The organism is Xanthomonas sp. NCPPB 1128, assembly GCF_001043115.1.
Taxonomy (GTDB): Bacteria; Pseudomonadota; Gammaproteobacteria; order Xanthomonadales; family Xanthomonadaceae; genus Xanthomonas_A.
In genome coordinates, this window is record NZ_LFME01000024.1 from 36,435 (window position 1) to 60,227 (window position 23,793).

At 67.7% G+C, this 23,793-nt stretch carries 16 protein-coding genes; 11 read left to right on the top strand and 5 right to left on the bottom strand.

The features are described 5' to 3' along the window. Positions 1 to 46: 46 nt before the first annotated feature. On the top strand, positions 47 to 328 hold the full coding sequence (locus ACP93_RS22510) for a hypothetical protein (protein ID WP_048491424.1): 282 nt from the start codon (positions 47 to 49) through the stop codon (positions 326 to 328). Between the two features lie 30 nt (positions 329 to 358). Here the strand turns inward: ACP93_RS22510 and ACP93_RS14720 are convergent, their stop codons facing one another. Further along, positions 359 to 817: a multidrug/biocide efflux PACE transporter gene (locus ACP93_RS14720; protein WP_048491425.1), complete on the bottom strand. Its 459-nt coding sequence runs from the start codon at positions 815 to 817 to the stop codon at positions 359 to 361. Positions 818 to 900: 83 nt separating this feature from the next. Here ACP93_RS14720 and ACP93_RS14725 point away from each other — a divergent pair, with 83 nt between their 5' ends. Together ACP93_RS14725 and ACP93_RS21535 are read left to right on the top strand one after the other, a co-directional pair. Beyond that, the gene (locus tag ACP93_RS14725) at positions 901 to 1,776 is read left to right on the top strand and encodes a LysR family transcriptional regulator (protein WP_048491426.1); all 876 of its coding nucleotides are present in this window, start codon (positions 901 to 903) and stop codon (positions 1,774 to 1,776) included. A 543-nt stretch (positions 1,777 to 2,319) separates the two neighbouring features. After that, on the top strand, positions 2,320 to 2,745 hold the full coding sequence (locus ACP93_RS21535; protein ID WP_131721659.1) for a hypothetical protein: 426 nt from the start codon (positions 2,320 to 2,322) through the stop codon (positions 2,743 to 2,745). A gap of 425 nt (positions 2,746 to 3,170) precedes the next feature. On the opposite strand, the gene ACP93_RS21890 is transcribed toward ACP93_RS21535, so the two are convergent. After that, complete coding sequence (locus tag ACP93_RS21890; protein ID WP_131721660.1) at positions 3,171 to 3,587, bottom strand: hypothetical protein; 417 nt, start codon at positions 3,585 to 3,587, stop codon at positions 3,171 to 3,173. A gap of 542 nt (positions 3,588 to 4,129) precedes the next feature. Here ACP93_RS21890 and ACP93_RS14740 point away from each other — a divergent pair. The 6 genes from ACP93_RS14740 (at position 4,130) to ACP93_RS14765 (ending at position 16,638) form a co-directional block, all read left to right on the top strand. After that, positions 4,130 to 7,471 (top strand): GH92 family glycosyl hydrolase, encoded by a 3,342-nt coding sequence (locus ACP93_RS14740; RefSeq protein ID WP_204243698.1) that lies wholly within the window; start codon positions 4,130 to 4,132, stop codon positions 7,469 to 7,471. Positions 7,472 to 7,766: 295 nt separating this feature from the next. Next, positions 7,767 to 10,868, top strand: coding sequence for a TonB-dependent receptor (locus ACP93_RS14745; RefSeq protein WP_048491429.1), 3,102 nt, complete (start codon positions 7,767 to 7,769; stop codon positions 10,866 to 10,868). A 139-nt stretch (positions 10,869 to 11,007) separates the two neighbouring features. Further along, positions 11,008 to 13,452 carry a GH92 family glycosyl hydrolase gene (locus ACP93_RS14750; RefSeq protein ID WP_048491430.1) on the top strand — a complete coding sequence of 815 codons (2,445 nt, stop codon included), beginning with the start codon at positions 11,008 to 11,010 and terminating at the stop codon, positions 13,450 to 13,452. Positions 13,453 to 13,527: 75 nt separating this feature from the next. Continuing rightward, entirely contained in the window at positions 13,528 to 14,712 is a 1,185-nt protein-coding gene (locus tag ACP93_RS14755) for a LacI family DNA-binding transcriptional regulator (RefSeq protein WP_228136056.1), read from the top strand. 185 nt (positions 14,713 to 14,897) lie between these two features. After that, the gene (locus ACP93_RS14760; RefSeq protein ID WP_048491431.1) at positions 14,898 to 15,341 is read left to right on the top strand and encodes a DUF2231 domain-containing protein; all 444 of its coding nucleotides are present in this window, start codon (positions 14,898 to 14,900) and stop codon (positions 15,339 to 15,341) included. Continuing rightward, the gene (locus ACP93_RS14765; protein WP_048491432.1) at positions 15,334 to 16,638 is read left to right on the top strand and encodes a PQQ-dependent sugar dehydrogenase; all 1,305 of its coding nucleotides are present in this window, start codon (positions 15,334 to 15,336) and stop codon (positions 16,636 to 16,638) included. The genes ACP93_RS14760 and ACP93_RS14765 overlap by 8 nt, the downstream gene beginning before the upstream one ends. Positions 16,639 to 16,787: 149 nt before the next feature. Here the strand turns inward: ACP93_RS14765 and ACP93_RS14770 are convergent, their stop codons facing one another. From ACP93_RS14770 to ACP93_RS14780, 3 genes are all read right to left on the bottom strand, one after another. Further along, positions 16,788 to 19,340 (bottom strand): polynucleotide kinase-phosphatase, encoded by a 2,553-nt coding sequence (locus tag ACP93_RS14770; RefSeq protein WP_048491433.1) that lies wholly within the window; start codon positions 19,338 to 19,340, stop codon positions 16,788 to 16,790. 16 nt (positions 19,341 to 19,356) lie between these two features. Next, the gene (locus ACP93_RS14775) at positions 19,357 to 20,757 is read right to left on the bottom strand and encodes a 3' terminal RNA ribose 2'-O-methyltransferase Hen1 (RefSeq protein WP_048491434.1); all 1,401 of its coding nucleotides are present in this window, start codon (positions 20,755 to 20,757) and stop codon (positions 19,357 to 19,359) included. 253 nt (positions 20,758 to 21,010) lie between these two features. After that, positions 21,011 to 22,105: a macro domain-containing protein gene (locus ACP93_RS14780; RefSeq protein WP_048491435.1), complete on the bottom strand. Its 1,095-nt coding sequence runs from the start codon at positions 22,103 to 22,105 to the stop codon at positions 21,011 to 21,013. A gap of 491 nt (positions 22,106 to 22,596) precedes the next feature. Between ACP93_RS14780 and ACP93_RS14785 the strand changes: the two genes are divergently transcribed. Both ACP93_RS14785 and map read left to right on the top strand, forming a co-directional pair. Then, on the top strand, positions 22,597 to 22,809 hold the full coding sequence (locus tag ACP93_RS14785) for a ParD-like family protein (protein ID WP_048491436.1): 213 nt from the start codon (positions 22,597 to 22,599) through the stop codon (positions 22,807 to 22,809). Further along, positions 22,806 to 23,582 (top strand): type I methionyl aminopeptidase, encoded by a 777-nt coding sequence (gene map, locus ACP93_RS14790; protein ID WP_048491437.1) that lies wholly within the window; start codon positions 22,806 to 22,808, stop codon positions 23,580 to 23,582. Before ACP93_RS14785 ends, map begins: the two co-directional genes overlap by 4 nt. The last annotated feature ends 211 nt before the right edge of the window (positions 23,583 to 23,793 follow it).

Sequence of the window (23,793 nt, forward strand, 5' to 3'; positions counted from 1 at the left end):
GTCGCGGTGTCGCCGCCCGCATCGAACGGCTTAGCGGATCCGCGATGTGTCGACCGCCGAGCGGGTCATCGAAGAGATGCTGGCGCGCGCTGTCGCCACCATCGCCGACGTGCAGGCTGATCAGTTGCGGAAGGACATCTCGCTGCTTGCTGCGGCCGCCATCCTGGGCTGCCTCGAACACGCAGCAGTGGATGCTCGAGGGAGTCGCTTCCAGCGCAAGGGAGGGCATGCCGCGGTGTCCTTGAGCACGCACACGCCGCCGACAACTGAGCCAATGGCGACCCGCAGGATCAGCCACGCGTATCAGGGCATCTGTCTTCATCCTTGAGCCGCTGCGGTCCTTCGACCATAGCAGACCTCAGCACTGCGCCCGGCACGTGGCGTTCGTGCGCCTGAGCCAGGCTGCGTACCCCAGGTCATAGAGCCAGTTGAAAGCCAGGGTGTAGGGGAGGAAGAACAGGATCAGCCCCAGATCCAGCAGCAGGGCCTGCCAAAGTCCGATGGACAGCCACCACGCGGCCAGCGGCACCAGGACCACGATGAGCCCGGCTTCGAAGCCCAGGGCATGCAGCAGGCGGACCCCGATGCCACGCACGAAGCCCAGGCGCCGTTGCAGGTGATCGAAGCCCAGGTTGAAGACCAGGTTCCAGAGCATGGCGATGGCGGAGAAGACTGCCGCAAGCAGGCCCATGTGCGCCAGGGAACGGTCCAGCAGCCAGGCCAGGGTCGGGGCGCTGAGCAGGACGGCGCAGCCTTCGAACAGCACGGCGTGCAGTAGCCGGGCGCTGGCGGGACGCTGGGTCAGCTGGCTGGACATGGGCGCTTCTCCCTGATGGACAGGCCGCCAGTCTCATCGGCTAAGCTGGGTGGATCAAAGTAGGTTCCATAGGGCTAGCCGATATGTACCCCAATGCCGACGCCCTCGAAGCCTTCGTCGAAGCTGCCGCGGCCGGCTCCTTCAGTGCGGCCGCCCGGACGCTGGGCAAGCGCCAGTCCAGTATCAGCGAGAGCATCGCCCGCCTAGAGGACGAGTTGGGGGTCGTGCTGTTCGATCGGCAGGGGCGCTATCCACGACTCACCGCTGCCGGCGAGCAACTGCTCGATCAGGCCCGCGCGGTGCTCTCGGCTCATGACCGCCTGGCCAGCCGCGCCACCCAACTGGCCGCCGGCGTGGAGCCGCGCCTGACCCTGGTGATCTCCGATACCTACCAGCCCACCCGTTACGAGGCGCTACTGGTGGAGCTGGACCGGCGCTATCCGGAGCTCGAGTTCGAATGCCTGATCGCCGAGGACGCCGATGTGCTCAGCCTGGTGCAGTGGCGGGCCGACCTGGGCTTGCTGGCCGCGCAGCCGCCGTATCCGGCGGACATCGAGGCGGCCACGCTGGATGGCCTGGGGACCTTCGGCCTGTATGTCGCCGCCGATCATCCGCTGGCGGCGCTGCAGCGGGTCACGGCGGCCGACCTTGCACCCTATCGGCTGCTGCGCCTGAGCACCGTGACCCAGCCATCGCAACAGGTCTGTCGCCTGCCGGACAGCCGCGGACGCTGCTGGTCGGCGCCGGACTATCTGCTGCTGCTGGACATGGCCGTGCAGGGGTTCGGCTGGGCCGAGCTGCCGCTCTGGCTGGTGACGCGTTTCGGCCAGGGGCGCCTGGTGGAACTGGCCGTGCCGGGCTGGCCGCAGCGGGTGGCGGTGGATGTGGTCTGGTCGCGCCGGCGGCCGCTGGGGCCGGCGGGCAACTGGTTGCGCGAGCGGCTGCTGGCACCGGGTTGAGGGACCGAGGTTCGGCAGGCCGCCGCCACACGTCCGCCTCGCGCGCGCTGCGCAAAAGTCGGCCTTCGCCGGTGGTGACGCGCAATGTGGCCGATGTCCAGCTAGTGGGGCGATGCTGGTCAGTGAGCGTTGCGCAGCCGTGCGTGCTGGGGAAGTAAAGGCCAGCGTGCAACTACTTGCATCAGTTTCCGCCAGGTAACGTCCAAAGATCCATGCAGGCGAGATGCAACCTGGCCTAGTCCGCAAGCTTAGGAACATCGTCAATGCACGCCGTCGCGAAGCGTGGATAAAGGAAGCCGCGCGGCGCAGCTGGCGGTTGCTCGGAAGGCCGTTGCCAGGTGAAGCCGCGCCGCGGAGCGGCGTCGGCTTGAATGCAGTGTTGGGCCGCTTACCGGCAAGTCTCAACGCCGAAGCTGTCGTACTGCAGTGCGTTGCGTTGTCCTGTCGTCGCGCTATGTCGTGTTGCCGAAGGAGTCCGTCGAACCGCGAACCGTGTTGCCCTAGTGGCCGCGGGTCGTGGTATTGCCGAGGGAGTCTGTCGAGGTGCGACTGGTGTTTCCGTTGCTGTCGCGGCAAGTGGTGGTGCCCAACGAGTCCGTAGAGCAGCGAACCGTGTTGCCCTGGCTGTCACGGGTCGTGGTAGTGCCGAGGGAGTCTGTCGAGGCGCGACTGGTGTTTCCGTTGCTGTCGTGGCAAGTGGTGGTGCCCAAGGAGTCCGTAGAGCAGCGAACCGTGTTGCCCTGGCTGTCGCGGGTCGTGGTATTGCCGAGGGAGTCAGTCGAGGTGCGGCTGACGTTTCCGTCGCTGTCGCGGCACGTCTTGTTGCCGAGCGAGTCGGTCGAGCAGCGTGTGTCGGCAAGTGCGCTCGACGTCGCCAGCAGTCCAGTCAAAAGTGCGAGTGTGGCCATCTTCATTTTGAAACCCCCTGAGTGTGTAGAGCGATCCAGCGCTGACGATTGTAGCCGTTGATAGACAGTCAACCAGGTCGTGCTCTATCGCTTTTCATTCGCTTACCGCCGCGTGACGGTCGGGAACATTGGGATCGGATTGCGCTTGCCGCCTCGATTTCCATAGGGCAACGTCCAAGACAGAGGGAGCGGGAGATGTACGTTGCCCCATGGTTTCCTGATCCCAGCTTCCGCAAGCTTCTGATACTCAACGCACGCCGCCGCGGAGCCTCGATCAAGGAAGAGGCTAGGCGCAACGGGCCATTGCGCGGAGGGATGTTGCTGGATCAAGCCGCGCCGCAACGTGGCGTCGGCTTGAATGCAGCGTCAGGCTGCTTGTCGGCAAGTGGCAATGCCAAAGCTGACGGTGCAGCGCGTTGCGCTGCCCCTGTCTTCGCGACACGTCGTGTTGCCGAAAGAGTGCGTCGCGCCGCGAACTGCAATGCCCTAATCGGTACGGGTCGTGGTATTGCCGTAGGAGTCTGTGCTGCTGCGCGTCACGCTTCCGTCGTCGCCGCGGCAGGTCTTGTTGCCGTACGAGTCCGAGGAGCAGCGAATTGTGTTGCCCCGGTCGTCACGGGTCGTGGTATTGCCGTACGAGTCCGTGCTGCTGCGCGTCACGCTTCCGTCATCGCCGCGGCAGGTTTTATTGCCGTACGAGTCCGAGGAGCAGCGAATCACGTTGCCCTGGTCGTCACGGGTTGTGGTATTGCCGTAGGAGTCTTTGCTGGTGCGCGTCACGCTTCCGTCGTCGCCGCGGCACGTGGTGTTGCCGTACGAGTCCGTCGAGCAGCGTGTTGTGTCGGCGAGTGCGCTCGACGTTGCCAGCAGTCCAGCCAAAATTGCGAGTGTGGCCATTTTCATTTAAAACCCCCTGTGTATGTGGAGCGATCCAGCGCTTGCCAGTGTAGCCGCTGATGGTCGGTCAGGCAGGGCGCTCTATCGCCTTCGATCGCTCCTCGTCGCGGGACGTTCAGCGTCATCCCTCTTCGTATTCGACGTAACGCGATCGACGCCGGATCGCGTGTCGATTCGCAACCGAACTGTTGCGCAGCAGCATGCAACTCTGCAAAAGGCGTGCTACTTCTAGCTCGGTTGGATCGATCCAAAGCCGTTGATGCAGCGCATCCTGGGGAAAACGGTAGATAGGGATCGCGTGCTACACGTTTGCTGAGACCTGCTCTTCTGTCCGCATGCAACTGCGGTCATGAAGCGGTGTCGGACGCCGACTTGAGCTGCGATCCTTCGGGCCGATCCGGTCCACGTTGCGTGCCTTGACTGCACGCCGTTGCCACCGGAGGTGCGTGACGCCACGCGTCGCGGCACAACCGACCGAGAAAGTTGGGGAGCCTGCCATGTCAATCTGCCCGCGCTTCGCGCATCTGCCTGAGTCTTCACGTCGGTGGTTGGCGTCCGTCACTGTGTCGGCGCTGTTGTGCGTGGGTGCCGGCGCGGCATGCGCGGCCGATCCCGGCTTCGCGTCTTCGTTCGAGCGGGGCGAACCTGCGCCTGCGTCGGCTACGCAGTCCGACAAAACAGGTGTCCAGGTCGCCATCGGCAATGGCCCCGAGCAGCCCTACGCGGCGAAGGCTGGCATGGGCTACACGGGGCCGCATGCGCTGCACTATCGCGCCACTGCGGCCGGACGCGCGCAGCTGTTTGCGGTCGATCTGCCGGTGGAGCAGGACACGGTGCTGTCGTGGATGGTGCTGCCGGAGATCGTCGACGGCGATACGGTGGCGTCGACCGGAGTGGCGGTGGATCTGCTGTTCGACGATGGGCACCGCCTGTCCGACTTGGGCGTGGAGGATCAGCACGGTGCGCTGGTCGGTGCGGCGGGGCAGGCGGCGTCGAAGACGCTGTATCCGCAGCAGTGGGCGCTCAAGCAGGTGCGGTTGGGCGATGTGGCGGCCTTGCGCGGCAAGCGTATTCGCGCGATCGAGCTGCAGGTGCAGCCCGGTGCCGGCAAGGTGGCGTCGGGTTGGATCGATGATGTCGTGGTGCGCCGCGAGCCAGCGCCGCAGCCGGCGCGGCGGCCCAGCGACGAGGTGGTGACCACGCGTGGGACGCAGTCCAACGGCACGTTCTCGCGCGGCAACAACATCCCGGCCACGGCGATGCCGCATGGCTTCAATTTTTGGGTGCCGGCGACCGATGCGGGGACGCTGAGCTGGCTGTACCGCTGGAACGAGCAGAACGGCGACGACAACCGACCGCGCTTGCAGGCGCTGTCGATCAGCCATGAACCCAGCCCGTGGATGGGCGATCGCCAGACCTTCCAGGTGATGCCCTCGTCCACGCGCGGGGTGCCGGAGGCGGACCGCACGAAGCGTGCGTTGTCGTTCAGTCATGACCACGAGGAGGCGCGCCCGCATCTGTACCGGGTGGAGTTCGACAACGGCATCCGCGCGGAGCTGACGCCGACCGAGCGGGCGGCGATCTTCCGCTTCCGCTTTCCCGAGGGCGGTGATGCAAACCTGTTGTTCGACAACGTCGATGCACGCGGCGGGCTGACCCTGGACGCGGCGACGCAGACGCTGCGCGGCTACTCGGACACGCGCAGCGGCCTGTCCAACGGCGCCACGCGTTTGTTCGTATATGCGCGCTTCGACCGTCCGTGGATCACCAGCGGCAAGATCGCCACGGGGCGGCCGACCGGCTACGTGAAGTTCGCACCGGGCGCGGATCGCACGGTGGTGATGCGCATCGCCACCTCGCTGATCTCGGTGGAGCAGGCGCAACGCAATCTGCAGCAGGAGATCGGCGACGCCGGGTTCGAGGTGGTGCAGTCGCGTGCGCAGGAGGCCTGGGACGCGGTGCTGGGGCGGGTGCAGGTGCAGGGCGCCAGCCATGACCAGCGGGTCACCGTGTACTCCAATCTGTATCGGCTGTTCCTGTATCCCAACATCGCCCACGAGAACGTCGGCGACGCGGCGCATCCGGATTGGCGGCATGCCGACCAGAACAGCTGGTCCAAGGACAACACCGGTGGCGATGCAGAGCGCACCGCGGCGCCGATCGTGCCGGGCAAGGTCTACGTCAACAACGGCTTCTGGGACACGTTCCGTACCAGTTGGCCGGCGTATGCGTTGTTCGCGCCGGAGCAGGCCGGGGCGATGATCGATGGCTTCCTGCAGCAGTACCGCGATGGCGGCTGGGTGGCGCGCTGGTCCTCGCCGGGCTATGCGGACCTGATGGTCGGCACCAGTTCCGACGTGGCCTTTGCCGATGCCTGGCTGAAGGGCGTGCGCGGGTTCGATGCACACGAAGCCTATGCGGCGGCGCTGCGCAATGCCACGGTGGTGCCGCCGGTGTCGAACGTGGGCCGCAAGGGCCTGGCCCGTTCGATGTACCGCGGCTACGCGGCCAACGACGTGCACGAAGGGCTGTCGTGGACGCTGGAGGGCGCGCTCAACGATTTCGGCCTGGCGCAGATGGCACAAGCGCTGGCGGAAGAGGAAAAAGAGCCGCAGCAGGCGCAGCGCTACCGCGAGGAAGCCGAGTACTTCCGGGCGCGTGCTACCGATTATGTGTATCTGTTCGACCCGGCCACGCGTTTCTTCCGCGGGCGTACGCCGGCTGGCCAGTGGAGCACGCCGGCGTCGAAGTTCGATCCGCGCGTGTGGGGCGGCGACTACACGGAGGCCAATGCCTGGACCTTCGCCTTCACCACACCGCACGACGCGGCCGGCCTGGCGGGGCTGTTGGGCGGCGAGGACGCCATGGCGGCGCGCTTGGACGAACTCTTCGCCACGCCGGAGACCGCGGACAAGCGCTTTGCCGGCAGCTACCGCGGCGTCATCCACGAGATGACCGAGGCGCGCGACGTGCGCATGGGCATGTACGCGCACAGCAACCAGCCCTCGCACCATCTGCCGTGGATGTACGTGGCGGCGGGGCAGCCGTGGAAGACCCAGCGCCTCACCCGCGAGGTGCTGCGCCGGCTGTACCTGGGTAGCGAGATCGGCCAGGGCTATCCGGGCGACGAGGACAACGGCGAGATGTCGGCGTGGTACCTGTTCGCCATGCTCGGGCTGTATCCGCTGCGGATGGGCGCGCCGGAGTACGTGATCGGCTCGCCGGCGTTCCCGCGCGCCGAGGTCGATCTCGGCAACGGCCGCAAGCTGGTGGTGATCGCGCGCAACAACAGTGGGCGCAACGTGTACGTGCAGTCGCTCATGCTTAACGGCAAGCCGTGGAACAAGGCCTGGCTGCGCCATCAGGACATCGCCGACGGCGCCACGCTGGAGTTCGTGATGGGCGCGACGCCGTCGCGCTGGGGTAGCGGCGCGGACGCGCTGCCGCCGTCGCTGACGCCGCCGGCCAGTGCGCCGCGCGGGCTGGAGGATGTGGCGTCGCAGGCCGTTGCGATGTCGCTGGACGGACAACCCAAAGCCAGGGCCTTGATCGACGACGATGCGACCACGGCGCTGCCGCTGCCGGCCGGTGCCAGCGTCGAGTTGCGCTTCGCAGCGCCGCAGCGCGCCACGCACTACACGCTGACCAGCGGCGAGGCCGCCTTGTCGGGCCTGGCGTGGACGCTGGAAGGGCGCAACGGAGACGGTGCGTGGACCACGCTGGACCAGCGACGTACGCAGGCATTCGCCTGGGCGCGGCAATTGCGGCCGTTCCGCATTGCCAAGCCAGGTGCGTACAGCGCGTACCGCCTGCGCCTGGATGCGGGCAAGGACATGGCGCTGGCCGAGATCGAACTGCTGCAGCCGGTGACACGGCAGGCCGTGCCGTGACCACATGCAAACACGGTGAGCGCGTCCTGCCTGCCGTACCCCGCGGACGTCGCACGACGTACTAGGCCTGTTGCGCGGCAGCATGCGCTACTGCATGGGCTGTGATACTTATTTTTCCACTGCATTAGAACGATCCAATCGCATCTGCGCAGAAGGGGGAGGGAGACGTAGGGAAGCCGGCTCGCCGCAAGGGCGCCGGAGAGTTTTCATGTCACACCGCGCGGTGTTCTTGCCCGATCTTTGGATCGATGGACATCCGCCGCAGCCGATCAATCTTTGGGAGAGGATGATTGAAATGAAGTGCATGCCATCCGCGCGCAAGCGCAGCACGCTGTCCGCCGGTATCGCCATCGCCTTGTTCGCGACGGCCGCCTCCACCACCGCCTTCGCCCAGCAGGCGGACGGCACGCCGGCGCCTGCGGGCCAGGCCGAGTTGCAGGCCAAGGACCTGGACGCGGTGACGGTGACCGGCTACCGCTACGCGATCGAGAAGAGCCTGGAGCAGAAGCGCAACGCCAACGCCGTGGTCGACGTGATCACCGCCGAGGACGTGGGCAAGTTCCCCGACAAGAACGTGGCCGATGCGTTGCAGCGCGTGCCCGGCGTGGTCATCACCCGCGACGGCGGCGAAGGCAAGAACGTCAGCGTGCGCGGCCTGTCCTCGGAGCTGGTGCTGACCGAGTTGAACGGCAACTACATCGCCACCGCCGAGTCCAACGGCGACCCGACGCGCTCGTTCAACTACACGCTATTGCCGTCTAACCTGCTCGGCAGCGCCGAGCTGTACAAGACGCCGGAAGCGCGCATCGACGAAGGCGGCATCGGCGGCACCGTGATCCTGCAGACGCGGCGCCCGCTGGAGCTGGAGCCCAACTCCGGCTTCGTCTCTGCCGAGGGCGTGTGGTCGGACAGCAGCAAGAAGACCGATGGGCAGTTCTCCGGCTCGTACTCGTGGCACGACCAGGACAACCGCTTCGGCGTGTTTGTCGGCTACACGCAGCAGAAGCGCACCGCGCGCACGCTCAATGCCAGCACCGAGAGCTGGCAGTGGTACGGGCGCGACGAAGGCGGCCCGGCGGTCGACGTGAACGGCAATCGGTCGGACTTCAACGCCAACTGGTGGGGCGGTACCGGTTTCTGGGACCAGAACGGCAAGTACTACACCCGCTTCATGATGCCCACGGCGGTCAGCCTGGATGTCAAGCAGGAGGAGCGCGAGCGCAAGGGCGGCCAGCTGACCTTCCAGTTCAAGCCCACTGACGACCTGACCCTGACCGCGAACTACTTCCGCTTCGACCTGTCGCAGAACTCGCAGACCAACACGGTCAAGATCCCCGAGTGGAACATCGCGCGCTACTACGGCGACGGCAACTGGCGCGGCGGGCGGCTGCTCGACGGGCTGCAGTTCGATCCCAGCGGCACCATCGTCACCGGCGCCGGCTACAGCCTGCATCCGGGCAAGACCTACTACTGCAGCGAGGCGCAGGCCGCGGCTGCCGGCCTGCCGCCGGGCGGCTGGGGCTCGGACGATTGCACGGTGCCGACGCCGCAGATCACCGGCAGCTACAACATCGAGAAATCGCTGTCGCAGACGGTGGACCTGGGCGGCGAATGGCGTGGCGAAAAGGTGGACGTGTCGTTCAAGGCCGGCCGCACCTGGGCCAAGGGCGGGCCGGAACTGCAGTTCTCTCTGCCGATCAAGCCGCGCCGGCAGAACGCCGACGGCAGCTGGAGCAACGGCAACTTCGCCAGCGCCTGGGACCTGACCGGCACGCCGACCATGACCTTCTCGCCGGAGCTGATGCAGAACCTGCGCGACGGCATCCTGCAGGTCGACCTGGGCTCGACCAGTTCGTCCTGGACCCGCAACACCAATCAGCAGCAGTACGCGCAGATCGATACCACCTGGCATATCGATGGCGAGTTCTTCGACTCGCTGCAGTTCGGCCTCAAGCGCCGCGACGGCGGCGTCCACCGCAACACCGGCAACAATTACTGGGTGTGCCCGGGTACCGACCCGAGCGACTACAACAACCGCTACTGGAACGGGCGCTGCAATGCGCTGGCCACGCAGTTCTCGCCGGACCTGCTGTTCTCGATGGACAACCTGGCCGGCGGGGTCAGGTCCAGCGCGTTCCCGGCGATCAACTTCCCCGGCTACATCGGCTACTTGAACAACACCTACGGCGCGATGCAGACCCGTAGCGAAGACAACTTCGTCTACAACGTCGACGAGAAAATCTATTCGACCTACCTGCAGCTCAACTTCCACACCGAGCGCCTGCGCGGCAACGTCGGCGTGCGGGTGGCGCGTACCGGCCAGCATGCCGATTCCACCGACAAGGTGACCGCGTACAACGACTACTTCTTCGACGGCGCCGACGGCAACCCGCTGGCCTGCCAGCAGGGCGCTGCCATGCCCGCCGGCGCGCCGGCCGATACCTACTGCGGTACCGAGGGCTATTGGCGGTTGTCGGATACGCAGCAGCGCACCGAGTCGTTCGTGGTCAGCGGCCTGGACCGCAAGTACACCGACGTGCTGCCCAGCTTCAACCTGGCCTACGACCTGACCGAGAACCTGCTGCTGCGCGCGGCGGCCTCGAAGGTGATCGCACGCCCGAGCTACAACGACATCGCCGCGCCCGGCAGCCTGGAGTACTACAGCCCCGAGTACGTGGCCGACCGGCGCCTGACCGGTGGCGCCAGCGAGCAGGGCTGGTACGGCTCGGGCAGCAACAAGAACCTGGAGCCGTACAAGGCCACCCAGTTCGACCTGGGACTGGAGTGGTACTTCCAGCCGGGCTCGGTGGCGGGCGTGGGGTTGTTCCGCAAGAACGTGGAGAACTTCGCCGTCGACGTGATCAGCGACGTGAACATGATGATCAACGGCCAGGCGGTCACCGTGCAGAACTACAGCACCCAGGCCGGCGGCCAGGATGCGGTGTCGCAGGGCGTGGAGCTGTACGCGCAGCACACGCTGCCGTCCGGCCTCGGCGTGCAGTTCAACTACACCTACAACGATGCCAGCAAGGCGGCGGTGCGGCTGGAGGACGGCACCGAGGTCGGCAAGACCTCGATGCCGGGCAGCGCCAAGAACCAGACCAACCTCACCGTGTTCTACGAGACCGACCGCCTGCTGCTGCGCGCCTCGTACAACCGCCGCGGTGAGCTGGTGCAAGGCCTGGTCAATGGATTGAACGTGTACGAGGAGCCGTACTACCAGATCGATGTGAACGCGGCATACAACATCACTCCGGCGCTCAGCCTCACCGCGTCGGTGCTGAACCTGACCAAGCAGGAGTCGCGCCAGCACTTGGGCGACGACACGCGGGCGCGCTTCTACACCGGCGGTTACGCCGGGCGGCTGGCGTACCTGGGGTTGACCTACAAGTTTTAGGCTGCAGTGTGTTGCGCCCATGCCTGCCGCGCGGCGGACGGCATGGGCGCGACGGTCCGGCGACGGCCGGGCTACCGTTTTCGCCGTCCACGACTGCGCCGTCGCGTTTACGCGGTCGTTCACCACAGGATCCGATCGCATGACGTCTTCCCCGTTGCCCTCCCTGTTACGCACGCTCGCCCTGTTGTTGTTGCTAGTCACGCCGGCACTGACCGCCGCGCCGCGGCCCAGTGCCGAGGTCAACACCTTCATCGGCAGCAAGGACGACGGCAACACCTTCCCCGGCGCGTCTGCGCCGTTCGGGATGATCCAGGTCAGCCCGATCGGCGCGCACTACGCCGGCTGGCGCTACGACGATCCGCAGATCCGCGGCTTCGGCCATTCCTTCCTGTCCGGCGCCGGCTGCTGGGAGCAGGGCGGGCAGGTCTCGGTACTGCCGGTGACCGGGCGCATCGGCCCCGGTGGCGATTTCGATACGGGCGATCCGAAGGCGTTCGACCACACCCGCTACGGCGCGCGCTACCAGCACGACGGCGAGCGCGGCCAGGCCGGCTACTACAAGGTGCGGCTGACCGACTACGGCGGCATCGACGCCGAAGCCACCGCGCTGACCCGCGCCGCAGCCGAGCGCTACACCTTTTCCACCTCGGGCGACGGCCACGTACTGGTCAACATCGGCCAGGCCAACGCCCGCCACACGGTCACCGGCAGCACCCTGAGCGTGGTCGGCGACCGCGTGGTCGAAGGCAAGCTGGTGACCCAGAGCTTCTGTGGCGGCCACCAGTACACCACCTGGTTCCGTCTGGAGTTCGATCGCCCGTTCAAGGCCTTCGGCACCTGGGGCGAGGCCGGCGGCGTGCCGGGATCGCGCCATGGCATGGAGGGCGAGGGCAAGCCCAGCGGCGCGTGGCTCACCTTCGATGTGAGCAAGGGCCGTGCGGTCACCGCCATCTCGTCGATCTCGCACGTGGATGCCGAGGGTGCGCGCAACAACCTGCGCAGCGAGGGCATGGCCAATGGCCGTCTGCTCGGCTTCGATGCGATGCGTGCCCGCGCGCAGCAGGCCTGGGACAAGGAGCTGGCCAGCGTGCGCGTGCACGGCGGCAGCGGCGACGACCGCGTGGTGTTCTACACCGCGCTGTACCACGCGCTGCTGCAGCCGCTGACCGGCAGCGACGCCGATGGGCGCTACCGCGGCTACGACGACGGAATCCACCACGCCGATGGCTGGACGTACCACGAGTTCTTCTCGCTGTGGGACACCTACCGTTCGCAGAACCAGTTGCTGGCGCTGTTGCGGCCGCAGCGCGCCGCCGACATCGGCCGTTCGATCCTGGCGATCAACGCGCAAGGCGGCTGGCTGCCGCGCTGGGGCTATGCCAACTTCGAGACCAACGTCATGACCGGCGACCCGGTCACGCCGTTCCTGGTCGACCTGTGGCGCTTCGGCGCACTGCAGGGACGCGAGGCCGAGGCGTACACCGCGCTGCGCCGCAACGCCTTCGAGATGCCGCCGCTGAATTCGCGGCACGCCGGGCGCTCCGGCAATGCCAACTACCTGGCGCAGGGCTTCGTGCAGTACGACCGCGCGTTCCCGTCCAAGGGCATGGACGTCGATCCGCACCACGGCGGCTCGGCGACGCTGGAGTACGCGTTGGCCGACTGCGCGTTGTCGACCATGGCCGGCGCGCTGGGCCATGCCGAGGACGCGGCGGTGCTGAACCGCCGCGGGCGCAACTGGCACTCGATCTGGGATCCGTCGGTGCGCGATGCGGAGACCGGCTTCACCGGTTTCCCGCGGCCGCGCACCGAGGACGGCGCGTGGTACACGCCGTCGGATGGCCATTACGATCCGCGTTCGCAGCACGGCTTCCACGAAGGTACGGCCTGGCAGTACCAGTGGCTGGCGCAGCAGGACGTGCCGGGCCTGGTGGAGGCGATGCATGGGCCCGAGCAGACCGCGCGGCGCCTGGACACCTTCTTCGCCTACGAGGCGCTGCTGGCCGACCCGGCCGGTGCCGCGCGCAAGCAATGGGTGGTGGGGCCGTACAGCTACTACAGCCAGTTCCGCTACAACCCCAACAACGAGCCCGACCTGCATGCGCCGTGGATGTACACGCTGATCGGCCAGCCGTGGAAGACCAGCACCGTGCTGCATGCGGCGCAGACGCTGTTCACTAACGCGCCGAACGGCGTCACCGGCAACGACGACCTGGGCACGATGTCGGCGTGGTATCTGTTCAGCGTCATCGGCTTGTATCCGGCGGTGCCCGGCACCGGGCAGTTCCTGCTGCACGCGCCGCGCTTCTCGCGCGTCGAACTGGACGTGGGAGCGGGCCGCACGCTGCGCATCGACGCGCCGCAGGCCGGCGACGGCAAGCTGCGCTATGTCGGTGGTGTGTCGCTGGATGGCCGCGCGCACGCGCCGGTGTGGCTGGACTGGGCGCAGTTGCGCCAGGGCGGCCGCCTGCGTTTCGACCTGCGCGATGCGCCGCAGCCGCAGGGCTGGGGCACGCAGCCGCAGGACCTGCCGGTGTCGCCGTGCGCGGCACCGCCGGCCGCCGCCAGCCTGGGCTGGCGCTGAGTCCGTGCCGTCGCGCGGCAGGGGCGCGCAGCCGATGGTTTACGCTGCGCGTCTCGTCCGAAGGGAATCGATCCGATGAGCCAGAAGCGTCCACCCCGCGCCGGATCTGCAGGCTCCAAGGCCGCCAAGGCCGCCTCGCGCAAGGCGGCGTCGGTTGCGTTGGAGCATGCGGACAAGGCGAAAAGGACCACAAAGACCACAAAGACCGCGCCTGCCGCCGCCGTGCGCGACCGGCAGCGCGTGGTGACCGTCACCGACATCGCCGATGCGGTCGGCGTCTCGCGCGCCACCGTGTCGCTGGTGCTGCGCGGCAGCCCGCTGGTGCATGCCGACACCCGCGCGCGCGTGGAAGCGGAACTGAAGCGGCAGCGCTACGTCTACAACCGCGGCGCCGCCAATCTGCGCCGGCGCACCTCGACCTGCGTGGCCCTGGTCATCAACGACCTGGCCAATCCGTTCTTCGCCGAGTTCGCCGCCGGCGTGGACGCGGCGCTGGGCGAGCAGGGCTACGTGACGCTGCTTGGCAGCACCGGCGAATCGCCTGCGCGGCAGCAGGCGGTACTGGCCTCGCTGATGGAGCACACGCCGGCCGGCGTGATCCTGTCGCCGGCCGAGGGTAGCGACGCCGCCGAACTGCACACGGTGCTGGACGCACGCGCGAACGTGCTGCTGTTCAACCGCGAACTCGCCGGTGCCGACGACTGGGGCTTCCTCGGCCTGGACAACCAGCGCGGCGCGCAACTGGCCACCGAGCACCTGATCGCGCTCGGCCACCGCCGCATCGCCTTCTACGGCGGCCATGCCGATTCCAGTTCCTGCCGGCAGCGTCGCGCTGGCCACGCCCAGGCGATGCGGCAGGCCAGGCTGCCGGTCGATCCTGCCTGGCTGATCGAATCCGCGCCCAATCGCCTGGAAGCGGCCGCGCGCCACGGCGACCTGTTCGCCCACGACGCGCCGCCCACCGCGGCGGTCTGCTACAACGACACGGTCGCGCTGGGCCTGATGCTGGGCCTGCTCGCGCGTGGCATCCGCCCCGGCCAGGACTTCGCGATCACCGGGTTCGACGACATCCCCGAGGCCGCGGTGAGCACGCCCGCGCTGACCACGCTCGCCGCGCAACCGCGCGCCCGCGGTCGTCAGGCGGCGCAGTTGGTGCTGGAGCGGCTGGACGCAGCCGTACCGCCGCGCAGGACGATCGTGCCGGTGAGCCTGTCGGTGCGCGAGAGCAGCGGAGCGCCTATCGCTTCCGCGCGCACCTAGCGCTGCGCACACGGCTGCGGCTGCAGCGACGATGCGGGATGGCGCGTCGACACGCGCAGTGCCATCGCGACGCCCTCTAGACAGGGGCGGGCAGATAGTGGGTCTCACCATCACAACGGCGCGTCCCGCGGGTTCGTGGTGAGCGAGCGATTCGCCCCCTTCTTCCTTTCGTCGAGAGCCGTCTCATGCCTCTGCAGACTGCGCCGCGCCGCTCCGTGGTGGCCAATGCCCTTTATGGCTTGCTCAATCCCATCCCGTTCGGCTGCTTCGTCGCCGCGCTGATCTTCGACATCGTCTACGCCCGCAGCGCGGTGATCCTGTGGAGCAAGGCGGCGGCCTGGCTGATCGCGATCGGGCTGGTCATCGCCATCGTGCCGCGTCTGATCAACCTGGTGCAGGTCTGGATCACCTCGCGGCGCTCCGTGCTGCCGGTGGAACGGCTCGACTTCTGGCTGAACCTGCTCGCCATCGTCGCCGCCATCTTCAATGCCTTCGTGCATAGCCGCGACGCGTATGCGGTGGTCCCGGCAGGGCTCTGGCTCTCGATCGCCACAGTCGCGCTGTTGGCGATCGGGCATGTGCTCATCGCCATCCGCACCACGCCACGCGAGGGTTACGTCCATGGCTAAGCGCCTGTGCCTGTCCGTTTTCGCGCTGAGCGGCGCAGTGGCCCTGGCCGCCTGCGGCGGCAAGGCCTCGCTCGAGCCCACTCAGCAGGCGGGTAATGCGCCGCCGCTGCCGCAGGCGCGCAACTTCCTGCTGCCGCCGATGCAGGTTCCCGAGGGTGTGGGCTGGAAGGAGGGGCAGGCGCCCACCGTGGCGGCGGGCCTGAAGATCGAGAAGATCGCCGGTGGCCTGAAACATCCGCGCCAGTTGTACGTGCTGCCCAACGACGACGTGCTGGTGGTGGAGGCCAATTCGCCGGGCATGGAGCCGGTCACCACGCCCAAGCAATTGATCGCCGGCCTGATCCAGGGGCGCTCCGGCAAGAGCGCCAAGGGCGGCAACCGCATCACCCTGCTGCGCAGGACCGCGGACGGCAGGTGGGAGCAGCATGCGTTCCTGAAGGGCCTGCACTCGCCGTTCGGGGTGCAGCTGATCGGCGACGCGCTGTACGTCGCCAACACCGACGCCATCATGAAGTTCCCCTACGTCGTGGGCCAAACCGAGATCACCGCGCCCGGCACGCTGTTCGCCGATCTCCCCGGCACGATCGAGCACCATTGGACCAAGGCCCTGCTGGCCAGCCCCGACGGACGCAAGCTGTACGTCGGCGTGGGCTCCAACAGCAACATCGGTGAGAACGGACTGGACGTGGAGTACCGCCGCGCGGCCGTGCTGGAGGTGGATGTCGCCTCGGCCAGCAGCCGCATCTTCGCCTCGGGCATCCGCAATCCGACCGGGCTGCAGTGGGAGCCGCGGACGGGGAAGTTGTGGGCGATCGCCAACGAGCGCGACGAGATCGGCGCCGACCTGGTGCCCGACTACCTGACCTCGGTACAGGACGGCGGCTTCTACGGCTGGCCGTATAGCTACTACGGACAGAACGTGGATGTGCGGGTCAAGGATCAGCGCCCGGACCTGGTGGCCAAGGCGATCAAGCCGGACTACGCGCTGGGCTCGCATGTGGCCGCGCTGGGCCTTTGGTTCTCCCGCGGCGAGACGCTTCCGGCCAACTACCGCGAAGGTGCGTTCGTCGCCGAGCACGGCAGCTGGAACCGTTCGCCGCTCAGCGGCTACCAGGTGGTCTACGTGCCGTTCCGGCAGGGCCGGCCGGTCGGCCCACCGCAGACCGTGGTCAGCGGCTTCCATTCAGAAGACGAGTCGCAGCTGTTCGGTGCCCCGGTCGGTCTGGCGCAGGACAAGGACGGTGCGCTGCTGATCGCCGACGATGTCGGCAACAGCGTCTGGCGCGTGCGCTTCTGACCGGTCGCACGACGCCGCCCATCTGTATGTGGGCGGCGCAGTCTCGACGCGATGCCGCCCTCATCACGGGCGCCGGCTGTGCCGCCGCGGTGCGATATGCGGGTAACCCCGCCGCGTGGCCGAATTGCGGCAAAGCACGGACATGGGGGTTAAAGCCGCACGTCCACCGGTTCGCTCTCCAGCGCCAGTACGCCGAACACGCATTCGTGCACGCGGTACAACGGTTCCTGCGCGACGAAACGCTGCAGCGCCTCCAGGCCCAGCGCGAACTCGCGGATGGCCAGCGACTGCTTGGTGCGCAGGCCACGCTGGCGTAGCCGGTCGAGGTTCTGCGGTTCGGTGTACTCGGGCCCGTAGATGATGCGCAGGTACTCGCGGCCGCGGCACTTGATGGCCGGTTGCACCAGCCCCCGCTTGCTGCGCGCCAGGCCTTCGACCGGCTTGATGACCATGCCTTCGCCACCCTGCGCGGTCAGCGCCTCCCACCAGGCGACGGCGTCGGCCACGCTTGCCGCGTCGGCCAGGTCGACGAACACATGACGGGTCAGGCGCACCAGCGGTTCGACGTCGGCCAGGCGGCGGGCGACGTCCAGGTGCCAGCGATGGTCGCGTTCCAGGCCGACCACGCCTTCGCAGGCCAGCACGTGGAACGGCGCGATCTTCAGGTCCTCCAGGCCATTCACTTCCCAGCAGTAGCGGCGGTAGGCGTCGACGAAGCGGCTGGCGTCGCCGTGGCGCGCCTGCGCCTGCTGCTGCCATGGCTGCACGTCGACGCCACGCGCTGCAGCCGCGTCCAGCCAGGTGCGGGCGGTGGCGAGCGCCGCGGTGGCGGCCGCGCCGGTCGGCGCGTACTGCTCGCGCAGCAGTTCCTGGGCCTTGGCCGACCACGGCAGCAGTTCCGCGTCGAGCACGATCCAGTCGGTGTGCAATTCCTCCCAGAGGCCCGCGCGCTGCAATGCCGCGTCGAGACGATCGAGCAAAGCGTTCTCCAGTTCGCGCTCGCCGAAGAAGCGGCGGCCGGTGCGGGTGTAGACGACGCCGCGGCCGTCGTCGCCAATGCCGAAACGGCGTTGCGCGACACCGGCATCGCGGCACAGCACCACGACCGCGCGCGAACCCATGTGCTTCTCCTCGCACACCAGCGTGGCGATGCCTTCCTGGCGATAGAACTCGAGCGCTTCCTGTGGGCGCTCGAGCAGATCGCCTGACTTGGCAGTCTCCGGCGGCGCCATCGTCGGCGGCAGGTACACCAGCCAGCGCGGATCGATGGCGAAGCGGCTCATCACCTCCAGCGCGGCGATGCTGTTCTCCTCGCGGATGGTGACGCTGCGGAAGGCGCGGGTGTCGATCACGCGCTTGCCGGCCACATCGTCCAGGTCGAGCAGCAGGGCCTCGCGCGGCGTGGTGGCCGTGGCGCTCGTGTCCTCGGCCGGAAGCAGTGGCTTGACCGGCGCGTAGTACTCGCGCGCGGCCGCGACCGACATCAGTTCATTCTCGGGATAGCGCAGTGCGGTGAGCTTGCCGCCGAACACGCAGCCGGTATCGAGGCAGATGGTGCGGTTCACCCATTCCGGCTCAGGCGTCGGCGTATGGCCGTACACCACCATGGCCGGGCCGCGATAATCGCGCGCCCAGTCGGAACGGACCGGCAGGCCGAACGCGTCGATCTCGCCGGTGGTCTCGCCGTACAGCGCGAACTCGCGTACGCGCTGCGAGGTGCGGCCCTGCAATTCCTGCTTGAGGCCGGCATGGGCGACCACCAGCTTGCCGTCGTCGAGCACGTAGTGGCTGACCAGCTTGTCGATGAAGGCGGCGACCTCGCGGCTGAACTCCTCCGGCTCGCCCTGCAACTGCTCCAGGGTCTCGGCCAGGCCGTGGCTGATGCGCACGTCGCGGCCGGCCAGTTTGCGCTGCAGCTTCACGTCGTGGTTGCCGGGTACGCACAACGCGGTGCCGTTGCCGACCATGTGCATGACCAGGCGCAGCACGCCGGGCGAATCCGGGCCGCGGTCGACCAGGTCGCCGACGAAGACCGCCTTGCGCCCTTCCGGTGCGACGACCTCGGGTGCCTCACGGGTGCCGCCGACGGTGTAGCCCAGGCGGCCGAGCAGGGCGACCAGTTCGTCGCGGCAGCCGTGCACGTCGCCGATCAAATCGAACGGCCCGTGCTCCTCGCGGCGGTCGTTCCAGACCTTGATGCGTTCGATCGCGGCGGCCGCCACATCCTCCACCGAGCGCAGCACGCTGACATGGCGGAAGCCCTCGCGCTCCAGGCCGCGCAGCCCCTTTCGCAGCGCCTGCTGCTGGTTGCGGATGACATGCGGGCCGAAGTTGCGGTCCGCACGCGCCCTGTTGCGGTCCTGGCACACGCGCTCGGGCAGGTCGAACACGATGGCGCAGGGCAGGACATGGAACTCGCGTGCCAGTTCGACCAGGCGCTTGCGGTCTTCCGGACGCACGTTAGTCGCGTCGACGACAGTCAGGCGCCCGGCGGCCAAGCGCTTGCGCGCGATGAAGTAGAGCACCTCGAAGGCGTCGCTGGTGGCGGTCTGGTCGTTCTCGTCGTCGGCGACCAGGCCTCGGCAGGTGTCGGAGGAGATCACCTCGGTCCGCAGGAAGTGGGTGCGGGCGAAGGTGGACTTGCCGCTGCCGGATGGCCCGATCAGGGCGACCAGGCTGAGCTTGGGAATGCGTATCGTCATGAGAATGCCGAAAGAGTCAGGCCACGTCGCGGGTGAACACCGCCATCTGGGTCGGCGGGCCGACCTCCGGATCGTCCGGGCCGATGGGGGCATGGCGCACGCGGTAGCCGTTGCGCTGCGCCACGCCGTCGGCCCAGGCGCGGAATTCGGCGCGTGTCCACTCGAAGCGGTGGTCGGGGTGGCGGAAGCGCCCGGCGGGCAAGGTCGGGAAGCGCACGTTGTACTCGCTGTTCGGCGTGGTGATCACCACCGCCTGCGGCTTGCCGAAACCGAACAGCGCGCGCTCGAACGCTGGCAGGCGCGGCGCATCCATGTGCTCGATCACCTCGATCGCGCAAGCCGCATCGAAGCCCTCGATGCGGCGATCGAGGTAGGTCAGCGCGCCATGGGCCAGGGTGATGCGCTGGCGCTGCAGCGGCGGTAGACGCTCCAGGTGCAGGCGGTCGGCGGCATGGTCCAGCGAGCGCAGTGACACGTCGATGCCGAGCAGGTGCTCGATCTGCGGCTCCTTGAGCAGCAAACCGAGCAGGCGGCCTTCGCCGCAACCCAGGTCGACCACGCGCCGTGCGCCGAGGGTGCGCAGTGTCTCGACCACGGCCTGCATGCGCTGGTCGTTGAGGCTGAGCGGGCGTTCGATCGCGTCCTCGACCGCTTCCTTGCGTACTTCCTGCTCGTCGATCGCCTCCTCTTCATCGTCCAGTAGGCGCGCCAGCGCCGCACGCACCAGCGGCTTGTGGCGGCGCAGGTAGCGGCCGACGATCGCCTCGCGTTGCGGATGCGCGGACAACCAAGTGCCGCCCTTGTCGAGCAGTTTCTCGATTTCGTCGTGGCCGACGTAGTAGTGCTTGTCGCCGTCGATGGCCGGCAGCAGCACATACAGGTGGGTCAGCAGGTCCTGCAGGCGCACGGTTCTGGCGAGCTGTAGGCGCACATACGGACTGTCGCCCCACTCGGGAAAGCGCGGATCCAGCGGCAGGCGCTCGACCGTTACGGTGTAGCCAAGCGGTTCGAACCAGGCCTGCAGCAGTTGCTCGCCGCCGCGACACCGCAGCACCGGAATCTCCGCTTCCAGCGCAATGGCCGTGTCCGCCAGTGCCTGGCGGCTCTTGCTGGTGCCAGCCATGGCGGTGCCGAACACGCGCTTGAGCGCAACCGAGAGGAAGGAACTGGCGACGTACGGACGGTCGTTGACGTACTGCGACAGGCTGCCTTCGGCCTCGCCGCGACCGCGTACCAGCCCGACCGGGTCGATGTCCAGCATCAGCACTGCGGTGCAACGGGTCTCGTCGGCCTGCGGGTAGAACACCCGGGCGGTGCCGAACGGCAGAGCGACTTCGTGGGCGCGCTCGGGATGCTTGACCAGCAGGTAGCCGAGATCGGTGGCGGGCTGGGTGGTGGTGGACAGGGACAGCAGCACGGTGATGGCTTCGCGAGAAAGGCCGTGAGTCTACCGTGCCACCCTTGCCGCTGTGCGGCAGCTGTGGAAGTGGGCGGGCCAATGTCGGCCGGGCACGGAGGCCTGCTTGGTGGCGGGTGTGGCAGGGCTATGGCGACTCAGCCATGCGGACCATGGATGCTGTTGTCGGCACGCAGTCGGTGCGATGACGCGGTGTCACTTGCTGCGAGTCGCGCTGGACTGATTACTTGGCGGCGCGCCCGACAGCGCTGCACTAGCGCAAGCGTATCCAATCCAGCGCCACCAGCACGCGGATGGCTTCGGCGAGCCGCTGCTGCGTCTGTTCGGAATCGGCCGTGCTCCTGGAAGCGAGCAGATGCGCATGCAGGTGTTGCGCATGGAGCGCCTGCCCGGGATGGGCCACCTGAAGCCGGCGCGCAGCCTGGAACACCGTCATGATGTCCTCGGCCTGGTCGATGTTCCTGATCTGCGCGAACAGGTCCACGGTCTTGGCGATTTCGGTTTCGTAGGCGACGTACGCCGCGGCGAACCGCGCATGCTCCCTGTCGTACTGCGGCGACGCGCGCAGCGCCATCGTCCGTCCCTGCGGTTGTTCGTGCAGCCAATTGCGGTTGGCCAGGTCGGTGAGGATGGGCCGAACATCGCCCTGGCGCGGGCCGCGGCCGGCATTGCCGAACGTCAGTCCGGTCGGCACGCCCAGTTCGGTCATGGCCCAGCAGAGCGTCTGGAACAGGGTGCGCCCGAGCGGCCGCGCCTCTGGCCGGGCCTGCAGCCGCCGCAACACTTCCATGATCGCGATCCAGCCCGGCTGGGTCGCCGTACGTTTGCCGGCGCCCTCGGCCGAGGCGTGCGCCGGCCGCGACAGGAAGGCGGGTTCGAGCTGCGCCAGCGGCGTGCCGTAAGGCGCATAGACCTCGATTTCGACCGGCAGGTGCGCCAGCGTGCGGTAGATCAGCGGGCCGACATCCTCCCAATCCAGGCCGCCGTTGCCGCAGCCGAGCGGCGGCAGGGCAAGACTGGGCACGTCCCATTCGCCCAGATGTGCGGCGAGGTAGTCGAGTCCCGCCGCGATGTCCTCGAGCCGCGACGGCGAGCGCCAGTGGCGCTTGGTCGGGAAGTTGAGAATGCGGATGCCGCTGGCATCGGCGTAGAGATAGGGTTCGCCGATGCGCACACGGCCTTCCCGGCAGCGCTCGGCATAGTCCTCGAGCATGGCCGGATAGCGTCGCTTGAACGCATGCGCGATGCCCTTGCCCATGATGCCGGCGCAATTGACCGCGTTCGTGTAGACCTGGGCGTGGCTGGCGAACAGGTCGCCGATACGTGCCTTGAACATGGTGCGATCCATCGATGGAGAAATCCCCCGGATAACGCCTATCGCTCGCCCGCACTGGCAGGCGCCGCGTGTGCGGTTAGCGCTGCACGACTTGGCCCAGAACGGCTGGGCGAAGTGCTGCTGACGTCAGTGCATGTGCGCATCTGACTGACCTGCAGCAAGAGCGCGAGGGCAGCAGGGAGGAGCGCGCAAGCATGCGGCCGCGGCGTCTCACCTCCTGCGATCGGCAGGCCAGGAAAAGACGTGCGGCTTAGCGCCGGTCAGAGGCAGCGATCCTTTTTCGTAGCAGCGGCTTCAGCCGCGACAGGCTTTCCTGGTGATGTCTCGTCGCGGCTGACGCCGCTCCTACAGATGCGCTTCGGAGGTTGCCTGACGTCCGGCAGCCGGCTTACGTGGTGGCAGACGCTGCCTGGTCGTGATCCGCAGCATTGCGTCGCGCAGTGCTGGCTTGCTGAGAATATATGATTCGTATACGATTCATATACATCGTCTCGGGAGCCACCATGGGCATCGTCAACATCGACGACGACCTGCACGACCAACTGCGCCGCGCCTGCACGGTGACCAGCCGGTCGATCAATGCGCAGGCCAACTTCTGGATCAAGGTCGGCATGCTGTGCGAGATGAACCCGGAGTTGTCGTTCCAGGACATCGTGGCGCGCGAATTGCGTGCGGCGGGGGTGCGGCCGCAGGCGGTGATACCGGGGCGCACGTGATCAAGCGGCCGGACGAGCTGGTGTTGCTGGCCGAGTCCGGGCGCCTGCTGGCGCAGGTGTTCGCACGGCTGGACGGGATGTCGCTGCTGGGCCGCAGCACGCTGGAACTCAACGACCTCGTCGAGCGGATGATCGTGGAGGAGCTGGGGGCGCGGCCCGCGAGCAAGGGCCAGTACGGGTTCCCGTTCGTGCTCAATGCCTCCATCGACGACGTGGTCTGCCATGGCGTGCCGTCGGCCGACGATGTCTTGCGCCACGGGCAGATCGTCAATTTGGACATCACCCTGGAGAAGCACGGCTACATCGCCGACTCCAGCACCACCTACCTGGTCGGCGAGGTCGCCTATCCGGCACGGCGGCTGGTGCAGACTGCGTGCCAGGCCATGTGGAAGGGTATTGCCGCGGTGCGTCCGGGTGCGCGGCTGGGCGACATCGGCCACGCCATCGCGCGGCATGCGCGCGCGCATGGCTACACCGTGGTCAAGGAGTACTGCGGCCACGGCATTGGCCGCGCCATGCACGAGGAGCCGCAGATCCTCCACTATGGGCACGCCGGCACCGGCCTGGAGTTGCGCGAGGGCATGGTGTTCACCATCGAGCCGATGCTCAACCAGGGGCGCGCGGCGATCCGCTCGGAGCCCGGGCAATGGCCGGTGCACACGCGCGACGGCAAGCTCTCGGCGCAGTTCGAGCACACCGTGGCGGTGACCGCCAGCGGTGTGCGGGTGCTCACTCTGCGGCCGGGGGAGGTGTCGCTGTGCCGGGTGGGGTGAGGGCGGCGAGCAGTGGTGTGGCGTGGATGCGGGTGATGCTGCGCAACGATGGGCGACGATCTTCTCGTCGTGCTTGGTGCGTCGCGGCTAAAGGCACCTCGAACAACGACGAAGGCCAGTTGTAGGAGCGGCTTCAGCCGCGACGGGCATTCCCGGTAAAGCCAGTCGCGGCTGAAGCCGCTCCTACAATCGAGACAAGACATCAGCCGAG

What these genes read in the sequence shown, in the direction of transcription:
- ACP93_RS14720 (WP_048491425.1), bottom strand. Translation starts at nt 817, where the DNA reads ATGTCCAGCCAGCTGACCCAGCGTCCCGCCAGCGCCCGGCTACTGCAC.
- ACP93_RS14725 (WP_048491426.1), top strand. Translation starts at nt 901, where the DNA reads ATGTACCCCAATGCCGACGCCCTCGAAGCCTTCGTCGAAGCTGCCGCG.
- ACP93_RS21890 (WP_131721660.1), bottom strand. Translation starts at nt 3,587, where the DNA reads ATGAAAATGGCCACACTCGCAATTTTGGCTGGACTGCTGGCAACGTCG.
- ACP93_RS14745 (WP_048491429.1), top strand. Translation starts at nt 7,767, where the DNA reads ATGAAGTGCATGCCATCCGCGCGCAAGCGCAGCACGCTGTCCGCCGGT.
- ACP93_RS14750 (WP_048491430.1), top strand. Translation starts at nt 11,008, where the DNA reads ATGACGTCTTCCCCGTTGCCCTCCCTGTTACGCACGCTCGCCCTGTTG.
- ACP93_RS14755 (WP_228136056.1), top strand. Translation starts at nt 13,528, where the DNA reads ATGAGCCAGAAGCGTCCACCCCGCGCCGGATCTGCAGGCTCCAAGGCC.
- ACP93_RS14760 (WP_048491431.1), top strand. Translation starts at nt 14,898, where the DNA reads ATGCCTCTGCAGACTGCGCCGCGCCGCTCCGTGGTGGCCAATGCCCTT.
- ACP93_RS14765 (WP_048491432.1), top strand. Translation starts at nt 15,334, where the DNA reads ATGGCTAAGCGCCTGTGCCTGTCCGTTTTCGCGCTGAGCGGCGCAGTG.
- ACP93_RS14770 (WP_048491433.1), bottom strand. Translation starts at nt 19,340, where the DNA reads ATGACGATACGCATTCCCAAGCTCAGCCTGGTCGCCCTGATCGGGCCA.
- ACP93_RS14780 (WP_048491435.1), bottom strand. Translation starts at nt 22,105, where the DNA reads ATGGATCGCACCATGTTCAAGGCACGTATCGGCGACCTGTTCGCCAGC.
- ACP93_RS14785 (WP_048491436.1), top strand. Translation starts at nt 22,597, where the DNA reads ATGGGCATCGTCAACATCGACGACGACCTGCACGACCAACTGCGCCGC.